Genomic DNA, 20,690 nt, shown 5'->3' on the forward strand with positions numbered 1-20,690 from the left:
AATGGTCACCCCGCCGCCCTTCGGGCAAAGCCCGGCACGCGCAAAGTGTGCGTTAGAGGGTGCCCCGGCGCTCCTGCTCGCGCTCGATGGCCTCGAAGAGGGCCTTGAAGTTGCCCTTGCCGAAGCCGAGGGAGCCGTGCCGCTCGATGAGCTCGTAGAACACGGTCGGGCGGTCCAGGACGGGCTTGGTGAAGATCTGCAGCAGGTAGCCGTCCTCGTCGCGGTCCACCAGGATGCGGCGCTTCTTCAGCTCCTCGACCGGCACGCGGACCTCGCCGATGCGGGAGCGCAGTTCCGGGTCGTCGTAGTAGGAGTCGGGCGTGTCGAGGAACTCGACGCCCGCCGCCCGCATCGCGTCCACCGTCGCGACGATGTCGTTGGTGGCCAGCGCGACGTGCTGCACGCCCGGACCGCCGTAGAACTCCAGGAACTCCTCGATCTGGGACTTCTTCTTGCCCTCTGCGGGCTCGTTCAGGGGGAACTTGACCTTGCGGGTGCCGTCCGCGACGACCTTGGACATCAGCGCCGAGTACTCGGTCGCGATGTCGTCGCCGATGAACTCCGCCATCTTGGTGAAGCCCATGACCTTCTCGTAGAACCCGACCCACTCCTCCATGTGCTCGACGTTGCCGACGCAGTGGTCGACCGCCTGGAAGAACCGGCCGTTCTTCACCGCGGGCGGCGCGACGATCGGCTCGGCCGCGACGTATCCGGGCAGGTACGGGCCGGTGTAGTTGGCCCGGTCGACCAGCGTGTGCCGGGTCTCGCCGTATGTCGCGATCGCCGCGACCACGACCTTGCCGTGCTCGTCCTCCACGACGTGGGGCTCCGCCAGCCCCCGGGCGCCCTGTTCCAGGGCGTACCGGTAGGCCGCCTCCACGTCCGGCACGTCCAGCGCGAGGTCGACGACGCCGTCGCCGTGGTCGGCCACGTGCCGCGCGAGCGGCGTTCCCGCCCGTACGGCTCCGCGCAGCTCGAAGCGCGCCGAACCCGAGACGAGGACGTACGCCACCTCGTCGCGGCTGCCGGTCTCCGGCCCCCGGTAGGCCACCAGGCGCATCCCGAAGGCGGTCGAGTAGTAGTGGGCGGCCTGCTTCGCGTTGCCGACCGCGAAAACCACCGCGTCCATGCCGTGAACCGGAAAGACATCGTTCATGTGACAACTGTCGGTTGGCATGGCCAATTTGTGCAACAGTGAGTTGATTCGGTGGACAATTTGCTCAGTCTCCATGCTACGGAAGGGGAAACGGTTATGACGATTGACCACCTCGACGCCCGGCTCGTCGCCCTGCTGGCCGCCGAGCCCAGGATCGGCGTGCTGGAGTGCTCCCGCAGGCTCGACGTCGCCCGGGGGACGGTGCAGGCCCGGCTCGATCGGATGGCCGCGAAGGGGGTCATCACCGGCTACGGCCCGGACATCGATCCGGCCGCGCTCGGCTTCGACGTGACCGCCTTCGTGACGTTGCACATCAGGCAGGTCGCGGGGCACGTGCCGGTGGCCGACCAGCTCGCGCTCGTGCCCGAGGTCCTGGAGGTCCACACGATCACCGGCGGGGGAGACATGCTCTGCCGGGTGGTCGCCCGGAGCAACGCCGACCTCCAGCGCGTCATCGACCTGATCGTGGACGTGCAGGGGGTCGTGCGGACCGAGTCGGTGATCGCGCTCGACACGCCGGTGCCGTACCGGACCCTTCCCCTCGTACGGGCGGCGGGCGGCTGATCAGGCCACCGGGGGGCCATGTTGGCGTGGTTTATCCACAGGTGCTTGTCCGCGGGGCATCTTTTCCACAGAGGTGACAGGGAGTGCGGAACCATCGTGGGCCATCGTTTACCGTGGTTGCATTCGCCCAGCTCACAGGGCCACAAGCGGGCGTATCGGGGGTATCGGACTTATCGGGGGTCGCAGGGTGGAAAACACCGGGGAGGGCCCGATCGGGGAGGGCTCGGCCGAGAGGGACGCCGGCGACGGGGCGGGCAGGCCGGAACGCCGCCGGCGGCGACGGCTGCCGCGCGTCCTGCTCGCCTGCCTCGTCACCTCGATCGCCGGACTGGTCGTGTTCCTCGCCGTCGTGTGGGCGCTGACCCCGATCCCGGGCGGCACCCAGGAGCTGGCGACGGCCCAGGGGTCGGTGATCTACTACCGGGACGGCAGGACCGTCCTCGCCACCGAGGGCGTGAACCGCAAGAACGTGCCGCTCGCCCGGGTTCCCAAGGCGGTCAGGGACGCCGTGATCGCCGCCGAGAACCGCACCTTCTACCGGGACCAGGGCGTCTCCATGTCGGGCACGGCGCGCGCCCTCTGGTCGACGGTCACCGGACGCCAGCTTCAGGGCGGCTCCACGATCACCCAGCAGATGGTCCGCAACTACTACAGCGGCCTCGGCCAGGAACGCTCCGTCGGGCGCAAGCTCAAGGAGATCATGATCGCGCTCAAGGTGGATCGCTCCAAGCCGAAGGACTGGGTGCTGGAGCGCTACCTCAACACGATCTACTTCGGCCGCGGGGCGTACGGCATCCAGGCCGCCGCCCGCGCCTACTTCGACAAGGACGTGCAGAACCTCACGGTGGCCGAGGGGGCCTATCTCGCGGCCGTGATCCAGCAGCCCACCCGGTTCGCCGATCCCACCGGCCCCGCGCTCGACGCGGTCCGGGCGAGGTGGGCGTCGGTGATCCAGGGCATGCGCGAGATCGGCGCGATCGGCCGCGAGGAGGCCGGGTCGCAGACGTTCCCGACGCTCGCCCGGCAGCGGCCGCCGCTGTCCCTGGGCGGCCAGAACGGCTACATGCTCGCGCAGGTGCGGGCCGAACTGAACCGGCTGGGCTTCACCGACGAGGACATCAACCACGGCGGCCTGAAGGTCACCACGACGTTCGACAAGAAGCTCATGTCCCTCGCCGCCGAGGCGGTCAGGTCGGTGCTGCCCGAAGGCACCCCCAAGAAGGTGCGCACCGGCCTCGCGGCCGTCGATCCCGGCACCGGGGAGGTCGTCGCCTTCTACGGCGGGCGCTACGAGACCAACCAGTACGACAACGCCTTCTCCGCCAAGGTCCAGGCCGGTTCGACCTTCAAGCCCTACACGCTGGCCGCGGCGCTCGAAGCCGGGTACGGGCTCGACACCCTGGTGAACGGCAACTCGCCCGTCACCATCGGAGCCGCGAGCATCCCCAACTCCGGCGGCAGGTCCTACGGCCCGGCGATCCCGCTGGTCCAGGCCACGCAGTATTCGGTCAACACCGCCTTCGTCGATCTCGGGCAGCGGATCGGCCTCGACAAGGTCGTCGCGGCGGCCAGGGCGGCCGGCATCCCCGAAGCGCAACTCGCCCCGCACTCGGGGGCCGCCACGCTCCCGCTCGGGGTGGCGTCGGTGAGCGCCGTGCAGCAGGCCTCGGGGTTCGCCACCTTCGCCGCCGGGGGGATCCACCGCGAGGCCCACGTGATCAGGTCCGTCACCGACGGCACCGGGCTCGTCCGGACCTTCTCGCGGCCCGGCGCCCGGGCCTTCAGCGAGAACACGGCCGCCGACACGACGTACGCGCTGGAGCAGGTCGTGCTGAACGGCACCGGCACGGCCGCGCGGCTGTGGGACCGGCCGGTCGCGGGCAAGACCGGCACGACGGACGAGTCGGCCGCCGTCTGGTTCTCCGGATACGTCCCGCAACTGGCGGTCGCCGTCGACATGTTCCGCGACGACAACAAACCGGTGACCGTCCCCGGATACGGCGAGTTGTACGGCGGCACGCTTCCGGCGGAGATCTGGAAGACCTTCGTGGGCACCGCGATGGAGGGCAAGCCGGTGAAGGAGTTCCCCGAGCCGGTCACGTGGAATCCCTACTACTCCTGGGACTACGGCAGGCCCACGCCCCGGCCGAGCGGCGATCCCAACGTCATCCCGAACGACCCTTCGGGCACCTTCCCGCCGTACGCGCCGGGGGCGCCGGGGCTGCCTCCCGGCGCGCCCGGAGACGTGGAGCAGCCCGGCGGCGCCGGCCAGGAGGGCGCGGGTCAGGACGGCGGCGGCCCGCGGGGCGGCGCCGACAACTTCGCCCCGGACCTTCGCCCGAACGGTTTCGATCCCAGCGATCCGGGCCGGTCCGACGACGCGGGGGCCGCGCCGGGCGGGCCCGTCACCGGGCGGAACGCCCCCGCCTCCGGCGGCGCCGACCGCACGGGCACGGACCGCACGGGCACGGACCGCACGGGCACGGGCGTCGGGGGCGCCGGCACGGGCGGAAGAAGGAGCGCCGGCGACGCCCCGGCGGGCCTGCTGCCCTAATCGCCGGAAGATCTGCCCGGACGGAGCGATGTCCGGGTACGGGCGAAGACGACCCCCCGACGACCCCCGGGGTGAGGCGACGCCGCGAGATGCCGCGCCGGGCGGCCCGACGGAGACGATCGCCGGGGGTCGGCCCCGCGTCAGTTCGCCAGCTCGGCCCGCAGTTCGGCGGGAGTGGTCACCGGCGCCCGGCAGGTGAAGCGGCGGCACACGTAGGCGGCGGGCGAACCGCCGACCATGCCGCGTCCCTCCAGCAGCGGCACGTCCACGGCTCCGCCGTCCACTGATCCGCTGCCGGCGGATCCGTCGCCGAGCGCGACCACCAGGCCCGGCGCGCCGGACAGGAGGGCCGCCCGGTGCAGCGCGCGGGTGCGGGGGTCGCCGGACGGGCCGACGATCGCCACCTCCACCGGCCCGCGCAGGGCCGCCTCCGCCACGGCGAGACCCCATCCCGCGAAGCGGGCGTACCGCCCGGCCAGCGTGGAGACCGCGCCGAGCGCCGCCTCGGCCGCCTCCCGATGCCGGGCCGAACCGGTCAGCGCCGCGTACGACAGCAGTGCGCCCGCCGCCGCGAAGCGCCCGGACGGCGTGGCGTTGTCGGTGGGGTCGGCGGGCCGCTGGAACAGCCGTTCGCCGTCGTCCGGGGCGTCGTAGAACCCTCCGGAGCCGTCGGGGAACCGGGTCAGGACGGTCTCCAGCAGGTCGCCGGCCCGGTGGAACCAGCGGCTCTCGCCGGTGACGCCATAGAGGGCGATGAACCCTTCCGCCGTGTTCGCGTAGTCCTCCAGCATGCCGGCGTTGGTCCCCGCCCGGCCGTCGCGTGAGGTGCGCAGCAGCCGGGCCGGGCCGCGGGCCACCGTGTGCAGGTCGTCGAGCAGCACGGCCGCCTCCCGCGCGGCGTCCACCAGCACGGGCCGCTCGAACAGCGCGCCCGCCTCGGCCAGGGCGGCGATCACCAGCCCGTTCCACGAGGCCACGATCTTGTCGTCCCGGCCCGGCCGCGGGCGCCGTTCCCGCGCGGCCCGCAAGGCCGTACGGATTCGGTCGAACCGCTCCGGGTCGTCGGGGTCGGCCAGAAGCTGGAGCACGGACGTGCCGTGCTCGAACGTGCCCGTGACCTCGAACACCGAGGCCGCCCAGGCGCCGTCGTCCTCCCCGAGGACCTCGCGAAGCTGCTCGGGAGTCCAGACGTAGAACAGGCCCTCGCCATGGGCGCCGTCCGGTCCCTCGCTGTCGGCGTCGAGGGCCGAGGCGAAACCGCCCTCCGGGGTGCGCATCTCCCGCAGCAGCCATTCGGCGGTCTCCAGGGCCACCCGCCTGGCGAGGACCGAGCCCGTCGCACGCCACCAGTGGGCGTAGACCCGCAGCAGCAGCGCGTTGTCGTAGAGCATCTTCTCGAAGTGCGGCACGACCCAGTCGGCGTCGACGGAGTAGCGGGCGAAACCGCCGCCGATCTGGTCGTACATGCCGCCCCTGGCCATGGCCTCCATGGTCGCCTCGGCCATGGACACCGCCTCGGGCGTGCCGTGCCGCAGCAGGAACTCCAGGGCCATGGACGGCGGGAACTTCGGCGCCCCGCCGAAGCCGCCCCGCCGCTCGTCGAAGCCCTCCGCGAGATTCCGTACGGCGAGGGCGAGCGTGCCGGCGTCCGGCAGCGGGCCCGACGGCACCCCGGTCCGCTCGCCGAGTGTCTCCACCACCTTCGCGCCCTGGGTCAGCACGCCCTCCCGGTCCTGCCGCCAGGCCTCCGAGACGGCCTGCAGCAACCGGTGGAGGTGCGGCCGGGGAAAGTAGGTCCCGGCGTAGAACGGATGGCCCTCCGGCGTGGCGAACACCGTCATCGGCCAGCCGCCCTGCCCGGTCATCGCCTGGACGGCGCCCATGTAGACGGCGTCCACGTCGGGGCGTTCCTCGCGGTCGACCTTCACGTTGACGAACAGGTCGTTCATCTGCCGCGCGGTGGCCTCGTCCTCGAACGACTCGTGGGCCATGACATGACACCAGTGACACGCCGAGTAGCCGACGCTGATCAGCAGGGGGACGTCGCGCCTGCGCGCCTCCGCGAACGCCTCCTCGCCCCACGGAAACCAGTCCACCGGGTTGTCCACGTGTTGCAGGAGGTAAGGAGAGGTCTCGCCGCCCAGCCGGTTCATACGGCCAGCCTCTCACACGCTCAGATGCGCGATCCCTCGTCTTCCGGCCAGGGCGGACGGGCTCCCGGGACGTTCGCCGCGTCCGGGAGAAAGGTCCGGTGGGAACGCGCGGGGAGAACGTGGGGATGTGTTCGGGCGCGTCCGGGCGTAGGCTCACAGGACGTGGGCTTGGATCTGGACTTCGCGGTCAGGCACTCGGGGCGCCCGGCGGCCGCCATGACGCGGCGGGACGTCGCCCGGGTGCTGCTGGCCGTGCCGTCGGGGCAGGCCCTGGTCGCCCTTCCCGACCTGCGGCGGCAGCTGCTCGCCGTGGGCAATCCGCTGTCGGTCACGTTCTGGGAGTCCGCCAAGGCGGTGCTGACCAGCATCGAGTCGGGCGTGGCCACGGTGGGCGAGGTGCAGCGCTGGCTGGAGTCCAGCGGCACCGAGCCGATCATGCTCACCCGCAGCTACTTCCTGTGGCCCGAGGAGAGCGAGCGCGGCCCGGTGGCCACCGAGATGTACGAGCGGCTGGTCGAGTTCCTGGAGGAGCGCCTGGCGGCGGGGGAGATCGACGCGGACGCGCTGGCCGCCGGGGACGCCGGGGCCCGCCACGCCTACGAGGAACTCCAGGAACGCTGGCTCGGCACGCCGCTCCCCGACGGCCGGGTGCCCAACGTCGTGGTCAACGACGAGCAGGACAAGGAGCTGTACGCCGCCTGGGACGAGGAGGAGGCCTTCGCGCTGAGCGAGCTGCGGCGGGTGCTCGACGACCTGCCCGAGCCGCCCTTCCCCGAGGCCGACCTCCGTATGGCCGCCCGCCGGTTGCGCGTCACGCTGGGCCGGCCCGGCTACCCCGGCAACGTGCTGCGCGCGTGCGCCGGCCTGGAGGAGGGCGACCTGCCGGAACGGGACGAGGACCTGTGGCTCACGGTCGCCGCCGGGATCGCCGCGCCGATCTCCGACCTCCCGGACGAGGAGGACGCGGCCCGGTTCTTCGACATGGAGGGCGATCTCAGCCACGAGGACTCGATACTGGCCTCGCTGTGCGCCATCCACCACGCCGACTGGCTCGCCTCGGTGATCACCCTGGTCCGGTACGGCCCCGGCGTGCTCGCCTCACCCGAGCGGATCGCCCGGTTCATCGCCGACTCCGAGGACGTCGACGTCGACCCGGACGAGCCGGAGGACCTGGAGGCGACGGAGATGCTGTTCACGGCGGTCACCCCGCTGTGGGCGCATCTCGGCATCGTGGACCGGGCGGAGGTGCTGACCCCGCTCGGCTGGTGGGGCCTGCCCAAGGCGCTGGAGCGCGCCTGGTCCTCCGGCCCCGCCCTGCCGGACTGACGGGTTCACCCGGCGGTGTCGACCAGGTTCCGGTAGTCGTCGTCCACCAGGTCGCGGTACTCCGGATTCCGCTGGATGTACCAGGCCACGAACGAGCACAGGGGCACGACGCGCAGCCCCGCCGTACGCGCGCCGTCGAGGGCGGCGCCCACCAGATGGCCGCCCAGCCCCCGGCCCTCGTACTCGCCGCGGACCTCGGTGTGCGTGAAGACCATCGCCCCGTCCCGCATCCGGTACTGCGCGAACCCGGCGACCATCCCGTCGACCAGGATCTCGTAGCGCGACGCGGCCGGGTCGGCGACGACCTCGACGGCCGCGCTCACGCGTCCGGTCCGTTCCCGTGGCGGTCGTCCTCGCGGCGGTCGTCCGGCACCTGGATCTTCCTCATCTGCTTGTTCATGTTCTTCAGCAGGAGGAACAGGGCGACGGCGATCGCGGCGACGACGAGGAAGCCCAGGAGACCAGGCCCGTAGGTGTTTGCGTCCACCCGTCCAGCTTACGAGCGGGCAGGGGCGGCCTCCGCGTGGATCCCCGTGAACAGGTCGTCCTCGGGCAGCGTGGTGTCCACCAGCGACCGCGCGAGGTGGTAGTCCTCGGTCGGCCAGATCTCCTCCTGGAGATCCCTCGGGCAGACGAACCAGAAGCCGTCGGGGTCGACCTGGGTGGCGTGTGCGAGCAGGGCGAGGTCGCGAAGCTCGAAGTACTCCCCGCACGGAACCCTGGTCGTGACCTCCCACTTCTCCGGGCGGTCCTCCCACCGGGCGATCCAGTCGGCGTACGGCGAGCCGATGCCGCGCTCGGTCATCGCGTTGTGCAGCGCCTCGAACCGCTCCCTGGTGAAGCCCATGTGGTAGTAGAGCTTCAGTGGCTGCCACGGCTCCCCGGTGCCCGGGTAGCGGTCGGGGTCGCCCGCCGCCTCGAACGCCTCGACCGACACCCGGTTGGTCATGATGTGGTCCGGGTGCGGGTAGCCGCCGTTGTCGTCGTACGTGAGGATCACGTGCGGCCGGAACTCCCGCACGGCGGCGACGAGTGGCGCCGAGGCCGCCTCCAGCGACTGCAGCGCGAAGCAGCCCTCCGGCAGCGGCTCGTTCTCGTCCTCCGGCAGCCCGGAGTCCACGAACCCGAGGAAGCGCTGCCGCACGCCGAGGATCTCGCGGGCCTTCTCCATCTCCTGCCGGCGCACCTCGCCCATGTTCTCGAGGATGTCGGGCCGGTCCATCTTGGGGTTGAGGATCGAGCCGCGTTCACCGCCCGTACAGGTGACGACGAGGACCTCCGCGCCCTCCGCGACGTAGCGGGCCATCGTGGCGGCACCCTTGCTCGACTCGTCGTCGGGGTGCGCGTGCACGGCCATCAGCCTCAACGGTGCGCTCACGGCTCTCCTCATGGTGTCCTCTGGCTGTCAAAGAGGTTAGCTTCTAAGTGACCGTGCGTACCGGACCGGCATGGCCCGCGCCGGCACGGTCCCCTGTGCGGACGATCGTCTCGCACAACACCGACAAACCTCAGGGAGATTCCGCGATGCCCACCGATGAGGCCGGCGGCGGGGGGACACGCCCGGTGCTCGGCACGCCGGACGACTTCGCGCCACGCCCGGCGCGGCCCGGCCGGCTCGTGCCGTACGTCGTGATGGCGCTGGTCGTGGCGCTGATCGCGGGCGGCTGGGGCTACGTCCTGCTCCGCGCGAACGGGAATCCGGCCGTCAGCGCCCAGGTGATCACATTCGACGCGAGCGCTCCGGACTCCGCCGTAATAACGTTCACCGTGCACAAGCCCGCGGGCCGGGCGGCGACGTGCCGGATCCAGGCGCTCGACACCAGGCACCTGGAGGTCGGGAGCCGCGAGGTGGACCTTCCGCAGGGCCGGTCGGACCTGGAGTTCACCGAGCGGGTGAGGACGAGCGCGCAGGCCACAGCGGTACATGTCGACTACTGCGATCTCGTATAGTGGAATCTTTGGGGAAGCGTTCGAAGGCGTTAACTCGTTAGCCTTTCGAGTCACTTACGGAAACAAGGAGAGCCCGTGGCCGTCTCCCAGAACGACAACGTCACCTGGCTGACGCAAGAGGCGTACGACCGCCTCAAGGAGGAGTACGAGTACCTTTCGGGCCCGGGTCGCACGGACATCGCCAAGAAGATCGAAGCCGCCCGGGAAGAGGGTGACCTCAGGGAGAACGGTGGCTACCACGCCGCCAAGGACGAGCAGGGCAAGATGGAGGCCCGCATCTTCCACCTCCGGCAGATCCTGGACAGCGCCAGGGTCGGTGAGGCTCCCCGCGCCGAAGGCATCGTCGGACCCGGCATGACCGTGACGGTCCGCTTCGACGGCGACGACGAGGAGGTCACCTTCCTGCTGGCCTCCCGCGAGGAGAGCGGCGCTCCGATCGACGTCTACTCGCCGAACTCTCCCCTCGGGTCCGCCATCAACGGCAAGAAGGTCGGCGAGCAGGCGACCTACACGATGCCCAACGGCAGGCAGAACACCGTCGAGATCCTCGAGGCCGTGCCGTACGTCGGCAACTAGGGGCCGCGACCCAGGGGCCTTGTCCCTTTTCGCCCCGGCCGGGAATTCTGCAATCGATTGCGCTATTCCCGGCCGTACGGCAATCTCGTCGTGGAACGAAGCATTCGCTGCGGAAGGGGTGAGATCGTGCTCGAACGCCGAGCGCGCTTATCCACCCGTGTCCGCAGGAAGCTCGCCGTAGCGGTCTTCGAGGCGCGTCAGGACCTGGCGTACCGGCCGCGGCTTCCCCGGCGCGACCTCGGACGGCACAGCCTCACCCGGCGGGCCGCCGGGCTGCGCAGGACGGTCCCCTTCATCGCCGTGCTGCTCGTGTGCGTGCTGGCGGCCGACGTCCTCGCGCTCGGCGAACTCACGTCCGGCACCGCGAACCCCGATGCGACCGCGGGGGTCTCCCAGCGGCGTACGGCCCACGGCTACGTGGCGGCGGCGCGGCAGGACCGCGCCGGGACGGCCCCCGGAACGGCTCAGAACCCGGCGGCGGGCCCGCCGGAGAGCCCGTCGGCGCAGGTGGCGCCGCTGGGGCGCCTGATCCGCCCGCACCTGTTCGTGGTGGCCGACCAGCCGCTGCCCGCCGAACTGGTCGAGAAGGTGCGCCGGGTCAAGGGCGTCGCGGACGCCGAGGTGACCGGCGCCGCCGACGTGACCGTGGACGGCAAGCGCGTGCAGACGATGGGCGTCGACCCGTCCACGTTCCGCGCGTACACGCCGAAGGTGACGGCCGCCACCGACGGGCTGTGGCGCAACATCGCGGCCGGGGACATGGCGGTCTCGTTCGAACTCGGCCACGACGGCGGGGTCAAGCTCGGGTCCGTCGTCGAGGGCGGCGGCAGGCGCCTGCGCATCGGCGCGTACGCCACGGTCGGCATGGGCTCGATCGCCGCGATCGTCTCGAAGAACACGGCGGCGGCGCTCGGCGTCCCGGACGGCAACGCCCTCGTCGTGAGCGCGCCGAAGGTCGACTCGGCCAAGCTCCGCCGGAGCCTGCTGAAGATCCTGCCCAAGGGCAGCCAGGTCGCCACGATCAACCCGGTGGTGGTCACGCCCAAGGGGCGCACCGTGTGGCCGTCGACCGCGTTCATGTCCGCCGACCAGCTCAAGGTGGCGCTGGAGGCGGCCGTCGGCAAGCTCGGCCGGCCGTACGTCTGGGGCGCCGAGGGGCCGGACAGCTTCGACTGCTCCGGGCTCGTGCAGTGGGCGTACGCGCAGGCGGGCGTGCGGATGCCGCGGGTGACGTACCAGCAGTGGGTCACCGGGCCGCAGGTGCCGCTGTCGCAGGCACAGCCGGGCGACCTGCTGTTCTGGCGCAACGATCCGACCAACCCCGGCTACATCTCGCACGTCGCCATCTACTGGGGCAACGGGAAGATGCTGCACGCCCCGCACACCGGCGACGTCGTGAAGATCGCGGACGTCTACACCAAGAACCTCGCCGGAGTCGTCCGGGTCAGCCCTCAGGTCTCCGCCCGGGTCCGCTGACCCCGTCGGCCGCCAGGCCGTCCATCACGAGCGAGAACAGGTGGTCTCGCCGGGCGGCGAGGGACGGCGCCTGCTCGGCGATCCAGCCGACGGCGTTCACCAGGGCGAACAGGTCGATCCTCGTCACGTCCGGCCGGATGCGGCCGTCGTCCTGGGCACGCCGCAGCAGCCGTCCCGCGGCCTCCCGCATCGCCGCGCACGATGCGTGCAGGGGAGAGCTCTCGTCGCCGATCGTGGTCATCATCGAGGCGGACAGGCCGCGGTAGGCGGCCGCTCCGTCGACGAACTCCCGCAGCCACTCCAGCAGCGCCGCGTGCGGGTCGCCGCCGCCGGCCAGTTCTCCCGCCCTGGCCGCGAGGTGGTCGAACCGCTGCCGCAGCAACGCCTCCAGGAGGGCCTCCCTGGTGGGGAAGTGCCGGTAGAGGGTGCCCATGCCGACCTCGGCACGGCGCGCGATGTCGCGCAGCGACGCCTGCGTCCCCTGCTCCTCCACGACGATCCGGGCGACCTCCAGGATGCGCCCGTGGTTGCGCCGCGCGTCCGCGCGCTGCTGCCGGTCCGTCATGCGTCGATCCTCGCACCCCGGCATCTGGGGCGTTGACATACGGAGCGGTGCTCCGCTTATTATCTGGAGCACCGCTCCGAATCGTCCCTCCAGGAGGATCGATGCCCGCGATGAAGGCCGTCCGCATGCACCGGATCGGCGAACCCGGCGTTCTGACGGTGGAGGAGCTTCCCCGCCCCGAGCCGGGGCCCGGAGACGTGCTCGTCCGCGTCCACGCGGCCGGTGTGAACCCGCCCGACTGGTACGCCCGCCGGGGCTTCGCCGGCATCCCCGAGGACATCCGGCCCACGCTCCCTCTGCCGTACACGCCGGGCTCGGACGTCTCCGGGACGGTCGCCGCCGTTGGCCACGGCGTCACCGAGTGGCGGGAGGGCGACGAGGTGTTCGGCCTCGTGCGCTTCCCCTCCCTGGAGAACGGGGGGAAGGGCTATGCCGAGTACACGACCTCGCCCGCGTCGCACCTGGCGCGCAAGCCGGCCTCGCTCAGCCACGTAGAGGCGGCCGGCGTGCCGATGGCGGGGCTCACCGCCTACCAGTTCATCGTCGATCACATCAAGCTCGACGAGGGCCGCAGGGTGCTGGTGAACGGCGCCGCCGGCGGGGTCGGCCACTTCGCGGTCCAGCTCGCCAAGATCAAGGGCGCGTACGTGATCGGGGTCGCCTCGGGACGGCACGAGACGTTCCTGCGCGAGCTGGGGGTGGACGAGTTCCTCGACTACACCACCACGCGGGTGGAGGACGAGGTGCGGGACGTGGACGTCCTCATCGACACCGTGGGCGGGCCGGACGCCCACCGGTTCCTGCCGGTGCTGCGGCGCGGGGGCGTGATCAGCCCGATCTTCTACGCCGAGTACCACCAGGAGCGGGCGGCCGACCTGGGCATCTCCTTCCGGCGCGGCCAGGTCCACTCGGACGGCGGGCAGCTGGCCGAGCTGGCACGACTGCTGGAAGAGGGCCGGCTGCGCGTGGGCGTCGACTCGGTCTTCCCGCTCGCCGAGGCCGCGAAGGCGCACGAACGGGCGGAGCGCGGGCACATCCAGGGGAAGATCGTCATGCGGGTGGCGCCCGATCAGACCGGCAGGCCGGCCTCCAGGTAGCCGAGCGCCTCGTCGATCAGGACGAGCAGCGGCGTCCTGCCGTCCTGCTCCACCCAGCCGAACAGGGCCGTGAGGATGACTCCCAGGACCGCCCCCGCGAGCGTCCGTACGGCGGGGCCGCGTGGATCGCGGCCGGAGCGTTCCGCCATGGCCGCCGCGAGCAGCTCGATCGTGGCGAACAGTCCCTCCACGGTCCGCGCCCGCAGGGCGGGCACGGAGGTGGTGAGCTTGATCCGGGCGAGCATCTGGTCCAGCTCCTCCGGGCCGATCGACTCGAAGGCGGTGCGGAACGCGGCGCGCAGGGCGGTCAGCGGGGGCAGGTCCGGCGGCTGGGCCCTGATGGCCTCCAGCAGCATCGGATCGTAGTCGTCCTGGATGACCACGTCTTCCTTGGTGGGGAAGTACCGGAAGAACGTACTGGGGGAGACCTCCGCGGCCTCCGCGATCTGCTCGACCGTCGTGGCCTCGTAGCCCTGTTCGGCGAACAGCCGCAGGGCCTCCTCCTGGATGGTCCGGCGGGTCTTGGCCTTCTTGCGCTCGCGCAGGCTCGTGACAGCGCTGGTGGAGGCGGCGGAGTTCCGGTCAGCGCGCTGTGGTGAGCTCATGCCCCGATTCTGCCGTCTTTCCGCTCCTGGCCGTGTTCCCCGGCAGGAAGACGGCCACCAGGACGGCGGCGGCCGCGGACGCGCCCCCGCACAGCAGCAGGACCAGGTCCATGCCGTCGACGAACGCCTCGCGGGCGGCCCGCAGCAGCGCCGCGTCGCCCGTACGGACGGCCAGGGCCACGGCGGTGGTGATCGAGTCGTCCGCCGCCCGCGGGGCCCCGGTGGGCAGCCCGGAGGCGTACGCCGCGGAGAGCACGCTGCCCAGGCCGGCCACGCCCAGCGCGCCCCCCACTTGCCGGACGGTCTGCAGGGTCGCCGAGCCCGAGCCCGAGCGCTCCTGCGGCAGCAGGGCGAGCACGCCGTCCATGGCGGGGACCATGGCCAGGCCCACCCCCGCGCCGAGGACGGCCAGCCAGGCCGCGACGAACCCGTACCCGGAGGACACCGAGGTCGTCGCGCCCAGGACGAAGCCGGCGGCGAGCACGACCAGGCCCGCCGGCATCACCACGCGCAGGCCGAGGGGGGCGGTGAGCCGCTCACCGGCCAGGCCGCCGAGCATGAGCCCCGCCACCATGGGGATCACCCGTACGCCGGTGCCGAAGGCGTCGTGGCCGAGCACGGCCTGCAGGTGCTGGGGGACGACGAACAGCACGCCCGACATGCCGAGGCTCACGAACGTGGCGCCGGCCGCGCCCCACACGAAGACCCGGCTGTGGAACAGTCCGACGTCCAGCATCGGCCGCCGGACGCGGGCCTCGACCCGGACGAGCGCCGCCAGCAGCACCACCCCGGCCGCCAGGCCGGCGAGGACGCGGGCGTCGCCCCACCCGCGGGCCGGCGCCTCGATGACGCCGTACACCAGTGCCGCCAGGCCCGTCACCGACAGCAGCGCGCCGGGAACGTCGGTCCGGGGCGCGGCGGGGTCACGGGACTCGGGGATGAACACGGCCGCCGCGACCGCCGCCACGACGACCACCGGGATGTTGACGAGGAAGATCGAGCCCCACCAGAAGCGGTCGAGCAGGTAGCCGCCCACGATGGGACCGAGGGGCAGGCCGAGGGCCAGGGCGGCGGTGAAGACGGCGATCGCGCGGCCCCGCTCACGCGGGCCGAAGACCACCGGCAGGATCGAGGTCGACAGCGGCATGATCAGCGCGCCGCCCGCGCCCATGAGCGCGCGGGCCGCGATCAGCGCGCCGGTGCCGTTCGCGTACGTCGCGAACACCGACGCGATCCCGAAGGCCGCGAGCCCGGCCAGTAGCAGCCGCCTGCGGCCGAAGCGGTCGCCGAGCGCGCCCGCAGGAAGCATCAGCGCGGCGAACGGAACCAGGTACGCGTCCACGATCCACTGCAGGTCGCCGGTCGTGGCGCCGAGGTCGGCCGCCAGCGTCGGCAGTGCCACGTTGAGCACCGTCGCGTCCATCCCTATGACCAGGACGCTCAGCACGAGGGCGCCGAGCGCCCACCAGCGAGAAGTGAGAGAGGCCATGAATTGATAGTAACTGTCAAAAACTAGTACCTGTCAATCCAGACCATAGACTGAGCAGAGTTGTAATCTTGATTACATGGATGCAGAAGAACAACTGAAGGCGTGGTTCGCCGGCCGTCTGCCGGAGACGTGGTTCGCCGGACGGCCGGAGGTCGTGGTGGACCGTGAGGAGATCACCGTGCTCGGGACCCTGCCGCCGCTGTCGGTGGCCGAGGGGCTGCCCGACCTCGAACGGGCCGCGGCCGTCGAGGGATACGTCGAACGGTTCCGCGAGGAGACCCGCGAGCGCAGGATCGAGATCGCCCGGGAGGCCGAGCACCGCTTCCGGCGCAAGGTGTCCTGGGGGGTCGTCGCCGGTGACGAGACAGTGATGTTCACCACTCTTTCCGTGCCGGTCATGACCCGCCTGCGCCAGCCGGAGCGGCAGGTGCTGGACACCCTGGTCGCCGCGGGTGTGGCGCGCAGCCGCAGCGACGCGCTGGCCTGGTGCGTCCGGCTGGTCGGGAAGCACACCGACAACTGGCTCGCTGACCTGCGCGATGCCCTCCAGCACGTCGACCGGGTCAGGGCGGAGGGTCCCGGCGGATTGGACTGAACCAATTTGCGCAGAGGTCTAAACCATTGCGATCGGTCTATACCAATGTGTAACGCCGGTGAGGCGGGTAAGGAGGGGAAAGACGTTTTTTCGACAGGGCCCGAGTGGGTAAGGTCGCACAACATCACGGCCCCTGCCTGGGCGGATACCGTCGGGGGCCGTGATGGAGAATGGCACCGAATTGCACGGGAGTGGAAACGCGATGGTCTACTCCGATCGGCTTCGGCGGCCGTTCGCCGCGAATGACGCTCTGGCCCTGAGAGATTAAGGAGCCGCCCCCGTGTCCATTTCAGTAGATGTGCCGACGCCCACCACTCACAGCGATCTGGCGGCCTGGGTGAGCCGGATCGCGGAGCTGACCCAGCCGGACCGCGTCGAATGGTGCGACGGCTCGGAGGCCGAGTGGACGCGCCTGACCAACCTTCTGGTCGAGCAGGGCACCTTCCGGCGGCTCGCCAAGCGTCCCAACAGCTTCTACGCGGCCTCGGACCCGGGCGACGTCGCCCGGGTGGAGGACCGCACGTTCATCTGCTCCGAGCGCGAGGAGGACGCGGGCCCGACCAACAACTGGATCGCGCCGGACGAGATGCGCGAGACGTTCGCCACGCTGTTCCGGGGCTGCATGCGGGGCCGGACGATGTACGTCGTGCCGTTCTGCATGGGCCCCCTGGGCGGCGACCTCTCCCAGCTCGGCGTCGAGATCACCGACTCGCCGTACGTCGTGGTGTCGATGCGGATCATGACGAGGATGGGCGAGGAGGCGCTGCGCCTCATCGAGGAGCGCGGAGCGGCGCGAAAGGCCCGAGAGAGCGAGGTACGAGCCAACGAGGGCCGCGGCAAGCGCGACCATGAGCACAGCGACTTCGTCAGGGCGGTGCATTCGGTGGGGGCGCCGCTGGAGCCCGGTCAGGCCGACGTGCCGTGGCCGTGCAGCCGGACCAAGTACATCAGCCACTTCCCGGAGACCCGCGAGATCTGGTCGTACGGCTCGGGCTACGGCGGCAACGCGCTGCTGGGCAAGAAGTGCTACGCGCTGCGGATCGCCAGCGTGATGGCTCGCGACGAGGGCTGGCTGGCCGAGCACATGCTGATCCTCAAGCTCACGCCGCCGGAGGGCGAGGCGCGGTACATCGCGGCCGCCTTCCCGTCGGCCTGCGGCAAGACCAACCTCGCCATGCTCCAGCCCACGATCCCGGGCTGGAAGGTCGAGACGATCGGCGACGACATCGCTTGGATGCGCTTCGGCGCCGACGGCCGGCTGTACGCGATCAACCCGGAGGCCGGCTTCTTCGGCGTCGCGCCCGGGACCGGACAGACGACGAACGCCAACGCGATCGAGACGCTGTGGGGCAACAGCGTCTTCACCAACGTCGCGCTGACCGACGACGGCGACGTCTGGTGGGAGGGCCTCACCGACGAGCCGCCCGCGCACCTCACCGACTGGAAGGGCCGCGACTGGACGCCCGGGTCGGGCGAGCCCGCCGCCCACCCGAACGCCCGGTTCACCACCCCGGCCGAGCAGTGCCCGACGATCGCCCCCGAGTGGCAGGACCCGGCCGGCGTGCCGATCTCGGCCATCCTGTTCGGCGGGCGCAGGGCGACCGCCGTGCCGCTGGTGACCGAGTCGCTGAGCTGGCGCCACGGGGTCTTCATGGGCGCCAACGTGGCGTCGGAGAAGACCGCGGCGGCCGAGGGCAGGGTCGGCGAGCTGCGCCGCGACCCGTTCGCGATGCTGCCGTTCTGCGGCTACAACATGGGCGACTACTTCGCGCACTGGATCGGCGTCGGCGAGCCGGCCGACCCGGAGAAGCTGCCCAGGATCTACTACGTGAACTGGTTCCGCAAGGACGCGGACGGCCGCTTCCTGTGGCCCGGCTTCGGCGAGAACAGCCGGGTGCTCAAGTGGATCGTCGAGCGGCTGAACGGCGTGGCCGGCGCCGTGCCCACGCCGATCGGCAACGTGCCGGACGCGATCGACACCGAGGGCCTCGGCATCGCGCCCGGGGACATGGAGCTGCTGCTCGGCGTCGACCCCGAGGTGTGGCGTGAGGAGGCCGCGCTGATCCCGCCCCACTTCGAGACGTTCGGCGACCACATGCCGAAGGAGCTGTGGGACGAGTACCACGCCCTGGTCGAGCGGCTCGGCTGACTCCCGCGTACGGCCCGCGCGCCGGGGAAGCCGGAGGAGAGCGGGCGGGGCACGCCGCGCCGCCCGCGATAATTGGTGACCGAACCCCCCACCGGTCGTGAGGAAGAGGGTCGCATGAGCATGCGCGATCTCGTGTACAAGCTGTACGAGCGCAGGCTCGAAGGGAAGCTGTCCTCCGCTCGGATTCCCCGGCACGTCGGCGTCATCGTCGACGGCAACCGCAGGTGGGCGCGGGCCATGGGCCTGCGGGACGTCAGCCGGGGCCACCAGAAGGGCGCCGACAAGATCTCCGAGCTGCTCGGGTGGTGCCGGGAGGCCGGGGTCGGCTACGTCACGCTGTGGCTGCTGTCCACCGACAACCTCTCCAGGGACAAGGCCGAGCTGGGGCCGTTGCTCCAGGTCATCGAGAACCTCGTGCAGGATCTCGTGGACCAGGGCTGGCACGTCAACCCGATGGGATCACTGGACCTTCTGCCCGATCACACGGCTCGTGTCCTCAAACACGCGAAAGAAACCACATCGCATCGCCCCGGCCTGATTGTGAACGTTGCCGTTGGGTATGGAGGAAGGCGTGAGATCGCTGATGCGGTGCGCTCCCTCCTCCAGGAGCACGCCAGCAAGGGCGCGAGCATCGAGGACCTCGTCGAGGTCCTCGACGTGGAGCACATCGCGGAGCATCTCTACACGCGCGGCCTGCCCGACCCCGACCTCGTCATCCGGACCTCGGGAGAGCAGCGACTCTCCGGATTCCTGCTCTGGCAGAGCGCCCACTCCGAGTTCTACTTCTGCGAGGCCTACTGGCCTGACTTCCGCAGAGTCGACTTCCTGCGGGCGCTCCGCTCGTACGCCGCGCGACACCGTCGGTACGGCTCCTGAGACGGTACGTGACCAGCGCCTTTTAACCTGCCTAAACCTATTGGGCTGGGGACTTTCGTTACGTACCGTGGTAGCTGAGCGGCCGTCGAGAGGATCGGCGGTCACCACCTCGGGAGAGGGCCCGTCCTTGCGCGACCACCATGCGGGGAGGGCCGGAGACCCGGTCTGCCTTCGCAGGTCACGGGCCCGGTCCGGTCACCACCAGTCAAGGCAGGGCGCCGGCCTCAGGCGCCCGGGGGAGAACGCGTGGCAGTGTCCTCGAGCAACCCGTCCACATCCCGCACCTACGTTCTGGACACCTCCGTCCTGCTCGCCGACCCGGCGGCGCTGAGCCGCTTCGCCGAGCACGAGGTCGTCGTCCCGATCGTCGTCATCACGGAACTGGAGGCCAAGCGTCACCACCCGGAGCTCGGCTACTTCGCCCGGGAGGCGCTCCGCTTCCTCGATGACCTCAGAGTGCGGCACGGACGGCTGGATGAGCCCATGCCGATCGGCGACGGGACCATCCGGGTCGAGTTGAACCATAGTGATCCATCCTGCCTCCCGGCGGGGTTCCGCCTGGGTGACAACGACACCCGCATCCTGACCGTCGCCCAGAACCTCGCGGCCGAGGGCGCGGACGTGGTGCTGGTGTCGAAGGACCTGCCGATGCGGGTCAAGGCCGCGTCCATCGGCCTCTGCGCGGAGGAGTACCGCGCGGGCATGGTGGTCGAGTCGGGCTGGACCGGCATGGCGGAACTCCAGGTCACCACCGAGGAGATGGACACGCTCTTCGACGCGGGCACCGCCGACATCGACGAGGCGCGCGACCTGCCGTGCCACACCGGTCTGCGGCTGCTGTCGAGCCGCGGTTCGGCGCTCGGCCGCGTCATGCCGGACAAGTCGGTACGGCTGGTCCGGGGCGACCGGGAGGTCTTCGGGCTGCACGGCCGGTCCGCCGAGCAGCGGATCGCGCTCGACCTGCTGATGGACCCCGACGTCGGCATCGTCTCGATGGGCGGCCGCGCGGGCACCGGCAAGTCGGCGCTCGCACTGTGCGCGGGCCTGGAGGCGGTGCTGGAGCGCCGCCAGCACCGCAAGATCATCGTGTTCCGTCCCCTGTACGCCGTGGGCGGCCAGGAGCTCGGCTACCTGCCCGGCACGGAGAACGACAAGATGGGCCCCTGGGCCCAGGCGGTCTACGACACGCTGGGCGCGGTGACGACTCCGGAGGTCATCGAGGAGGTCATCGACCGGGGCATGCTGGAGGTCCTGCCGCTGACCCACATCCGCGGCCGTTCCCTCCACGACGCGTTCGTGATCGTGGACGAGGCGCAGTCGCTGGAGCGCGGCGTGCTGCTGACCGTGCTGTCCCGCATCGGGGCCAACTCCCGGGTCGTGCTCACCCACGACATCGCCCAGCGCGACAACCTGCGGGTGGGCCGGCACGACGGCGTGCTCGCGGTGGTGGAGAAGCTGAAGGGCCACCCGCTGTTCGCCCACATCACGCTGACCCGGTCCGAGCGGTCGCCGATCGCGGCCCTGGTGACCGAGATGCTGGAGAACATCACGCTCTGACC

General features: G+C 71.2%; 19 protein-coding genes. 11 read left to right on the forward strand and 8 right to left on the reverse strand.

Annotated elements, in window-relative coordinates:
- Positions 1-52 precede the first annotated feature (52 nt).
- Complete coding sequence (hppD, locus tag HHX37_RS23380) at positions 53-1,156, reverse strand: 4-hydroxyphenylpyruvate dioxygenase (RefSeq protein ID WP_182877647.1); 1,104 nt, start codon at positions 1,154-1,156, stop codon at positions 53-55.
- A 96-nt stretch (positions 1,157-1,252) separates the two neighbouring features.
- On the opposite strand from hppD, the gene HHX37_RS23385 reads away from it, so the two are divergent.
- Positions 1,253-1,720 (forward strand): Lrp/AsnC family transcriptional regulator, encoded by a 468-nt coding sequence (locus HHX37_RS23385; RefSeq protein WP_117409285.1) that lies wholly within the window; start codon positions 1,253-1,255, stop codon positions 1,718-1,720.
- 187 nt (positions 1,721-1,907) lie between these two features.
- On the forward strand, positions 1,908-4,274 hold the full coding sequence (locus HHX37_RS23390; RefSeq protein WP_310740487.1) for a transglycosylase domain-containing protein: 2,367 nt from the start codon (positions 1,908-1,910) through the stop codon (positions 4,272-4,274).
- 140 nt (positions 4,275-4,414) lie between these two features.
- Here HHX37_RS23390 and HHX37_RS23395 read toward each other — a convergent pair whose 3' ends face one another.
- Positions 4,415-6,427 (reverse strand): thioredoxin domain-containing protein, encoded by a 2,013-nt coding sequence (locus HHX37_RS23395; RefSeq protein WP_182886748.1) that lies wholly within the window; start codon positions 6,425-6,427, stop codon positions 4,415-4,417.
- Between the two features lie 162 nt (positions 6,428-6,589).
- Here HHX37_RS23395 and HHX37_RS23400 point away from each other — a divergent pair, with 162 nt between their 5' ends.
- Positions 6,590-7,753, forward strand: a complete 1,164-nt coding sequence (locus tag HHX37_RS23400) for a hypothetical protein (protein ID WP_138461784.1) — start codon at positions 6,590-6,592, stop codon at positions 7,751-7,753.
- 5 nt (positions 7,754-7,758) lie between these two features.
- Here HHX37_RS23400 and HHX37_RS23405 read toward each other — a convergent pair whose 3' ends face one another.
- Genes HHX37_RS23405 through mca form a run of 3 tightly spaced genes read right to left on the reverse strand, consistent with a single transcriptional unit; the run spans position 7,759 to position 9,131 of the window.
- Positions 7,759-8,076: a GNAT family N-acetyltransferase gene (locus HHX37_RS23405; RefSeq protein ID WP_182886749.1), complete on the reverse strand. Its 318-nt coding sequence runs from the start codon at positions 8,074-8,076 to the stop codon at positions 7,759-7,761.
- Positions 8,073-8,240: a hypothetical protein gene (locus HHX37_RS23410; RefSeq protein WP_165900854.1), complete on the reverse strand. Its 168-nt coding sequence runs from the start codon at positions 8,238-8,240 to the stop codon at positions 8,073-8,075. Before HHX37_RS23410 ends, HHX37_RS23405 begins: the two co-directional genes overlap by 4 nt.
- Before the next feature lie 9 nt (positions 8,241-8,249).
- Positions 8,250-9,131 carry a mycothiol conjugate amidase Mca gene (gene mca / locus HHX37_RS23415; protein WP_138461783.1) on the reverse strand — a complete coding sequence of 294 codons (882 nt, stop codon included), beginning with the start codon at positions 9,129-9,131 and terminating at the stop codon, positions 8,250-8,252.
- Between the two features lie 146 nt (positions 9,132-9,277).
- On the opposite strand from mca, the gene HHX37_RS23420 reads away from it, so the two are divergent.
- From HHX37_RS23420 to HHX37_RS23430, 3 genes are all read left to right on the forward strand, one after another.
- Positions 9,278-9,703 carry a DUF4307 domain-containing protein gene (locus HHX37_RS23420; protein WP_182886750.1) on the forward strand — a complete coding sequence of 142 codons (426 nt, stop codon included), beginning with the start codon at positions 9,278-9,280 and terminating at the stop codon, positions 9,701-9,703.
- Positions 9,704-9,778: 75 nt separating this feature from the next.
- Positions 9,779-10,279, forward strand: a complete 501-nt coding sequence (gene greA / locus HHX37_RS23425) for a transcription elongation factor GreA (RefSeq protein WP_117409279.1) — start codon at positions 9,779-9,781, stop codon at positions 10,277-10,279.
- A gap of 126 nt (positions 10,280-10,405) precedes the next feature.
- The gene (locus HHX37_RS23430) at positions 10,406-11,755 is read left to right on the forward strand and encodes a C40 family peptidase (protein WP_310740488.1); all 1,350 of its coding nucleotides are present in this window, start codon (positions 10,406-10,408) and stop codon (positions 11,753-11,755) included.
- On the opposite strand, the gene HHX37_RS23435 is transcribed toward HHX37_RS23430, so the two are convergent.
- A complete protein-coding gene (locus HHX37_RS23435; RefSeq protein WP_182883354.1) occupies positions 11,724-12,320 on the reverse strand; it encodes a TetR/AcrR family transcriptional regulator in 597 nt (198 codons plus the stop codon). The two genes, HHX37_RS23430 and HHX37_RS23435, sit on opposite strands and share 32 nt — an antisense overlap.
- A gap of 101 nt (positions 12,321-12,421) precedes the next feature.
- Here HHX37_RS23435 and HHX37_RS23440 point away from each other — a divergent pair, with 101 nt between their 5' ends.
- Positions 12,422-13,417: an NADP-dependent oxidoreductase gene (locus tag HHX37_RS23440; RefSeq protein WP_259406667.1), complete on the forward strand. Its 996-nt coding sequence runs from the start codon at positions 12,422-12,424 to the stop codon at positions 13,415-13,417.
- Here the strand turns inward: HHX37_RS23440 and HHX37_RS23445 are convergent.
- Positions 13,390-14,022 (reverse strand): TetR family transcriptional regulator, encoded by a 633-nt coding sequence (locus HHX37_RS23445; protein WP_182883355.1) that lies wholly within the window; start codon positions 14,020-14,022, stop codon positions 13,390-13,392. The two genes, HHX37_RS23440 and HHX37_RS23445, sit on opposite strands and share 28 nt — an antisense overlap.
- A complete protein-coding gene (locus tag HHX37_RS23450) occupies positions 14,000-15,511 on the reverse strand; it encodes a DHA2 family efflux MFS transporter permease subunit (protein WP_182886751.1) in 1,512 nt (503 codons plus the stop codon). The genes HHX37_RS23445 and HHX37_RS23450 overlap by 23 nt, the downstream gene beginning before the upstream one ends.
- 76 nt (positions 15,512-15,587) lie before the next feature.
- On the opposite strand from HHX37_RS23450, the gene HHX37_RS23455 reads away from it, so the two are divergent.
- From HHX37_RS23455 to HHX37_RS23470, 4 genes are all read left to right on the forward strand, one after another.
- Positions 15,588-16,106, forward strand: a complete 519-nt coding sequence (locus tag HHX37_RS23455; RefSeq protein WP_117409275.1) for a hypothetical protein — start codon at positions 15,588-15,590, stop codon at positions 16,104-16,106.
- A 280-nt stretch (positions 16,107-16,386) separates the two neighbouring features.
- A complete protein-coding gene (locus tag HHX37_RS23460; RefSeq protein ID WP_182886752.1) occupies positions 16,387-18,255 on the forward strand; it encodes a phosphoenolpyruvate carboxykinase (GTP) in 1,869 nt (622 codons plus the stop codon).
- A 114-nt stretch (positions 18,256-18,369) separates the two neighbouring features.
- The gene (locus tag HHX37_RS23465; RefSeq protein WP_117409274.1) at positions 18,370-19,131 is read left to right on the forward strand and encodes an isoprenyl transferase; all 762 of its coding nucleotides are present in this window, start codon (positions 18,370-18,372) and stop codon (positions 19,129-19,131) included.
- A 246-nt stretch (positions 19,132-19,377) separates the two neighbouring features.
- Positions 19,378-20,688 carry a PhoH family protein gene (locus HHX37_RS23470; RefSeq protein WP_182877657.1) on the forward strand — a complete coding sequence of 437 codons (1,311 nt, stop codon included), beginning with the start codon at positions 19,378-19,380 and terminating at the stop codon, positions 20,686-20,688.
- The last annotated feature ends 2 nt before the right edge of the window (positions 20,689-20,690 follow it).

The sequence above is a fragment of the Microbispora sp. H10885 genome, assembly GCF_014161415.1.
Classification (GTDB): Bacteria; Actinomycetota; Actinomycetes; order Streptosporangiales; family Streptosporangiaceae; genus Microbispora; species Microbispora triticiradicis.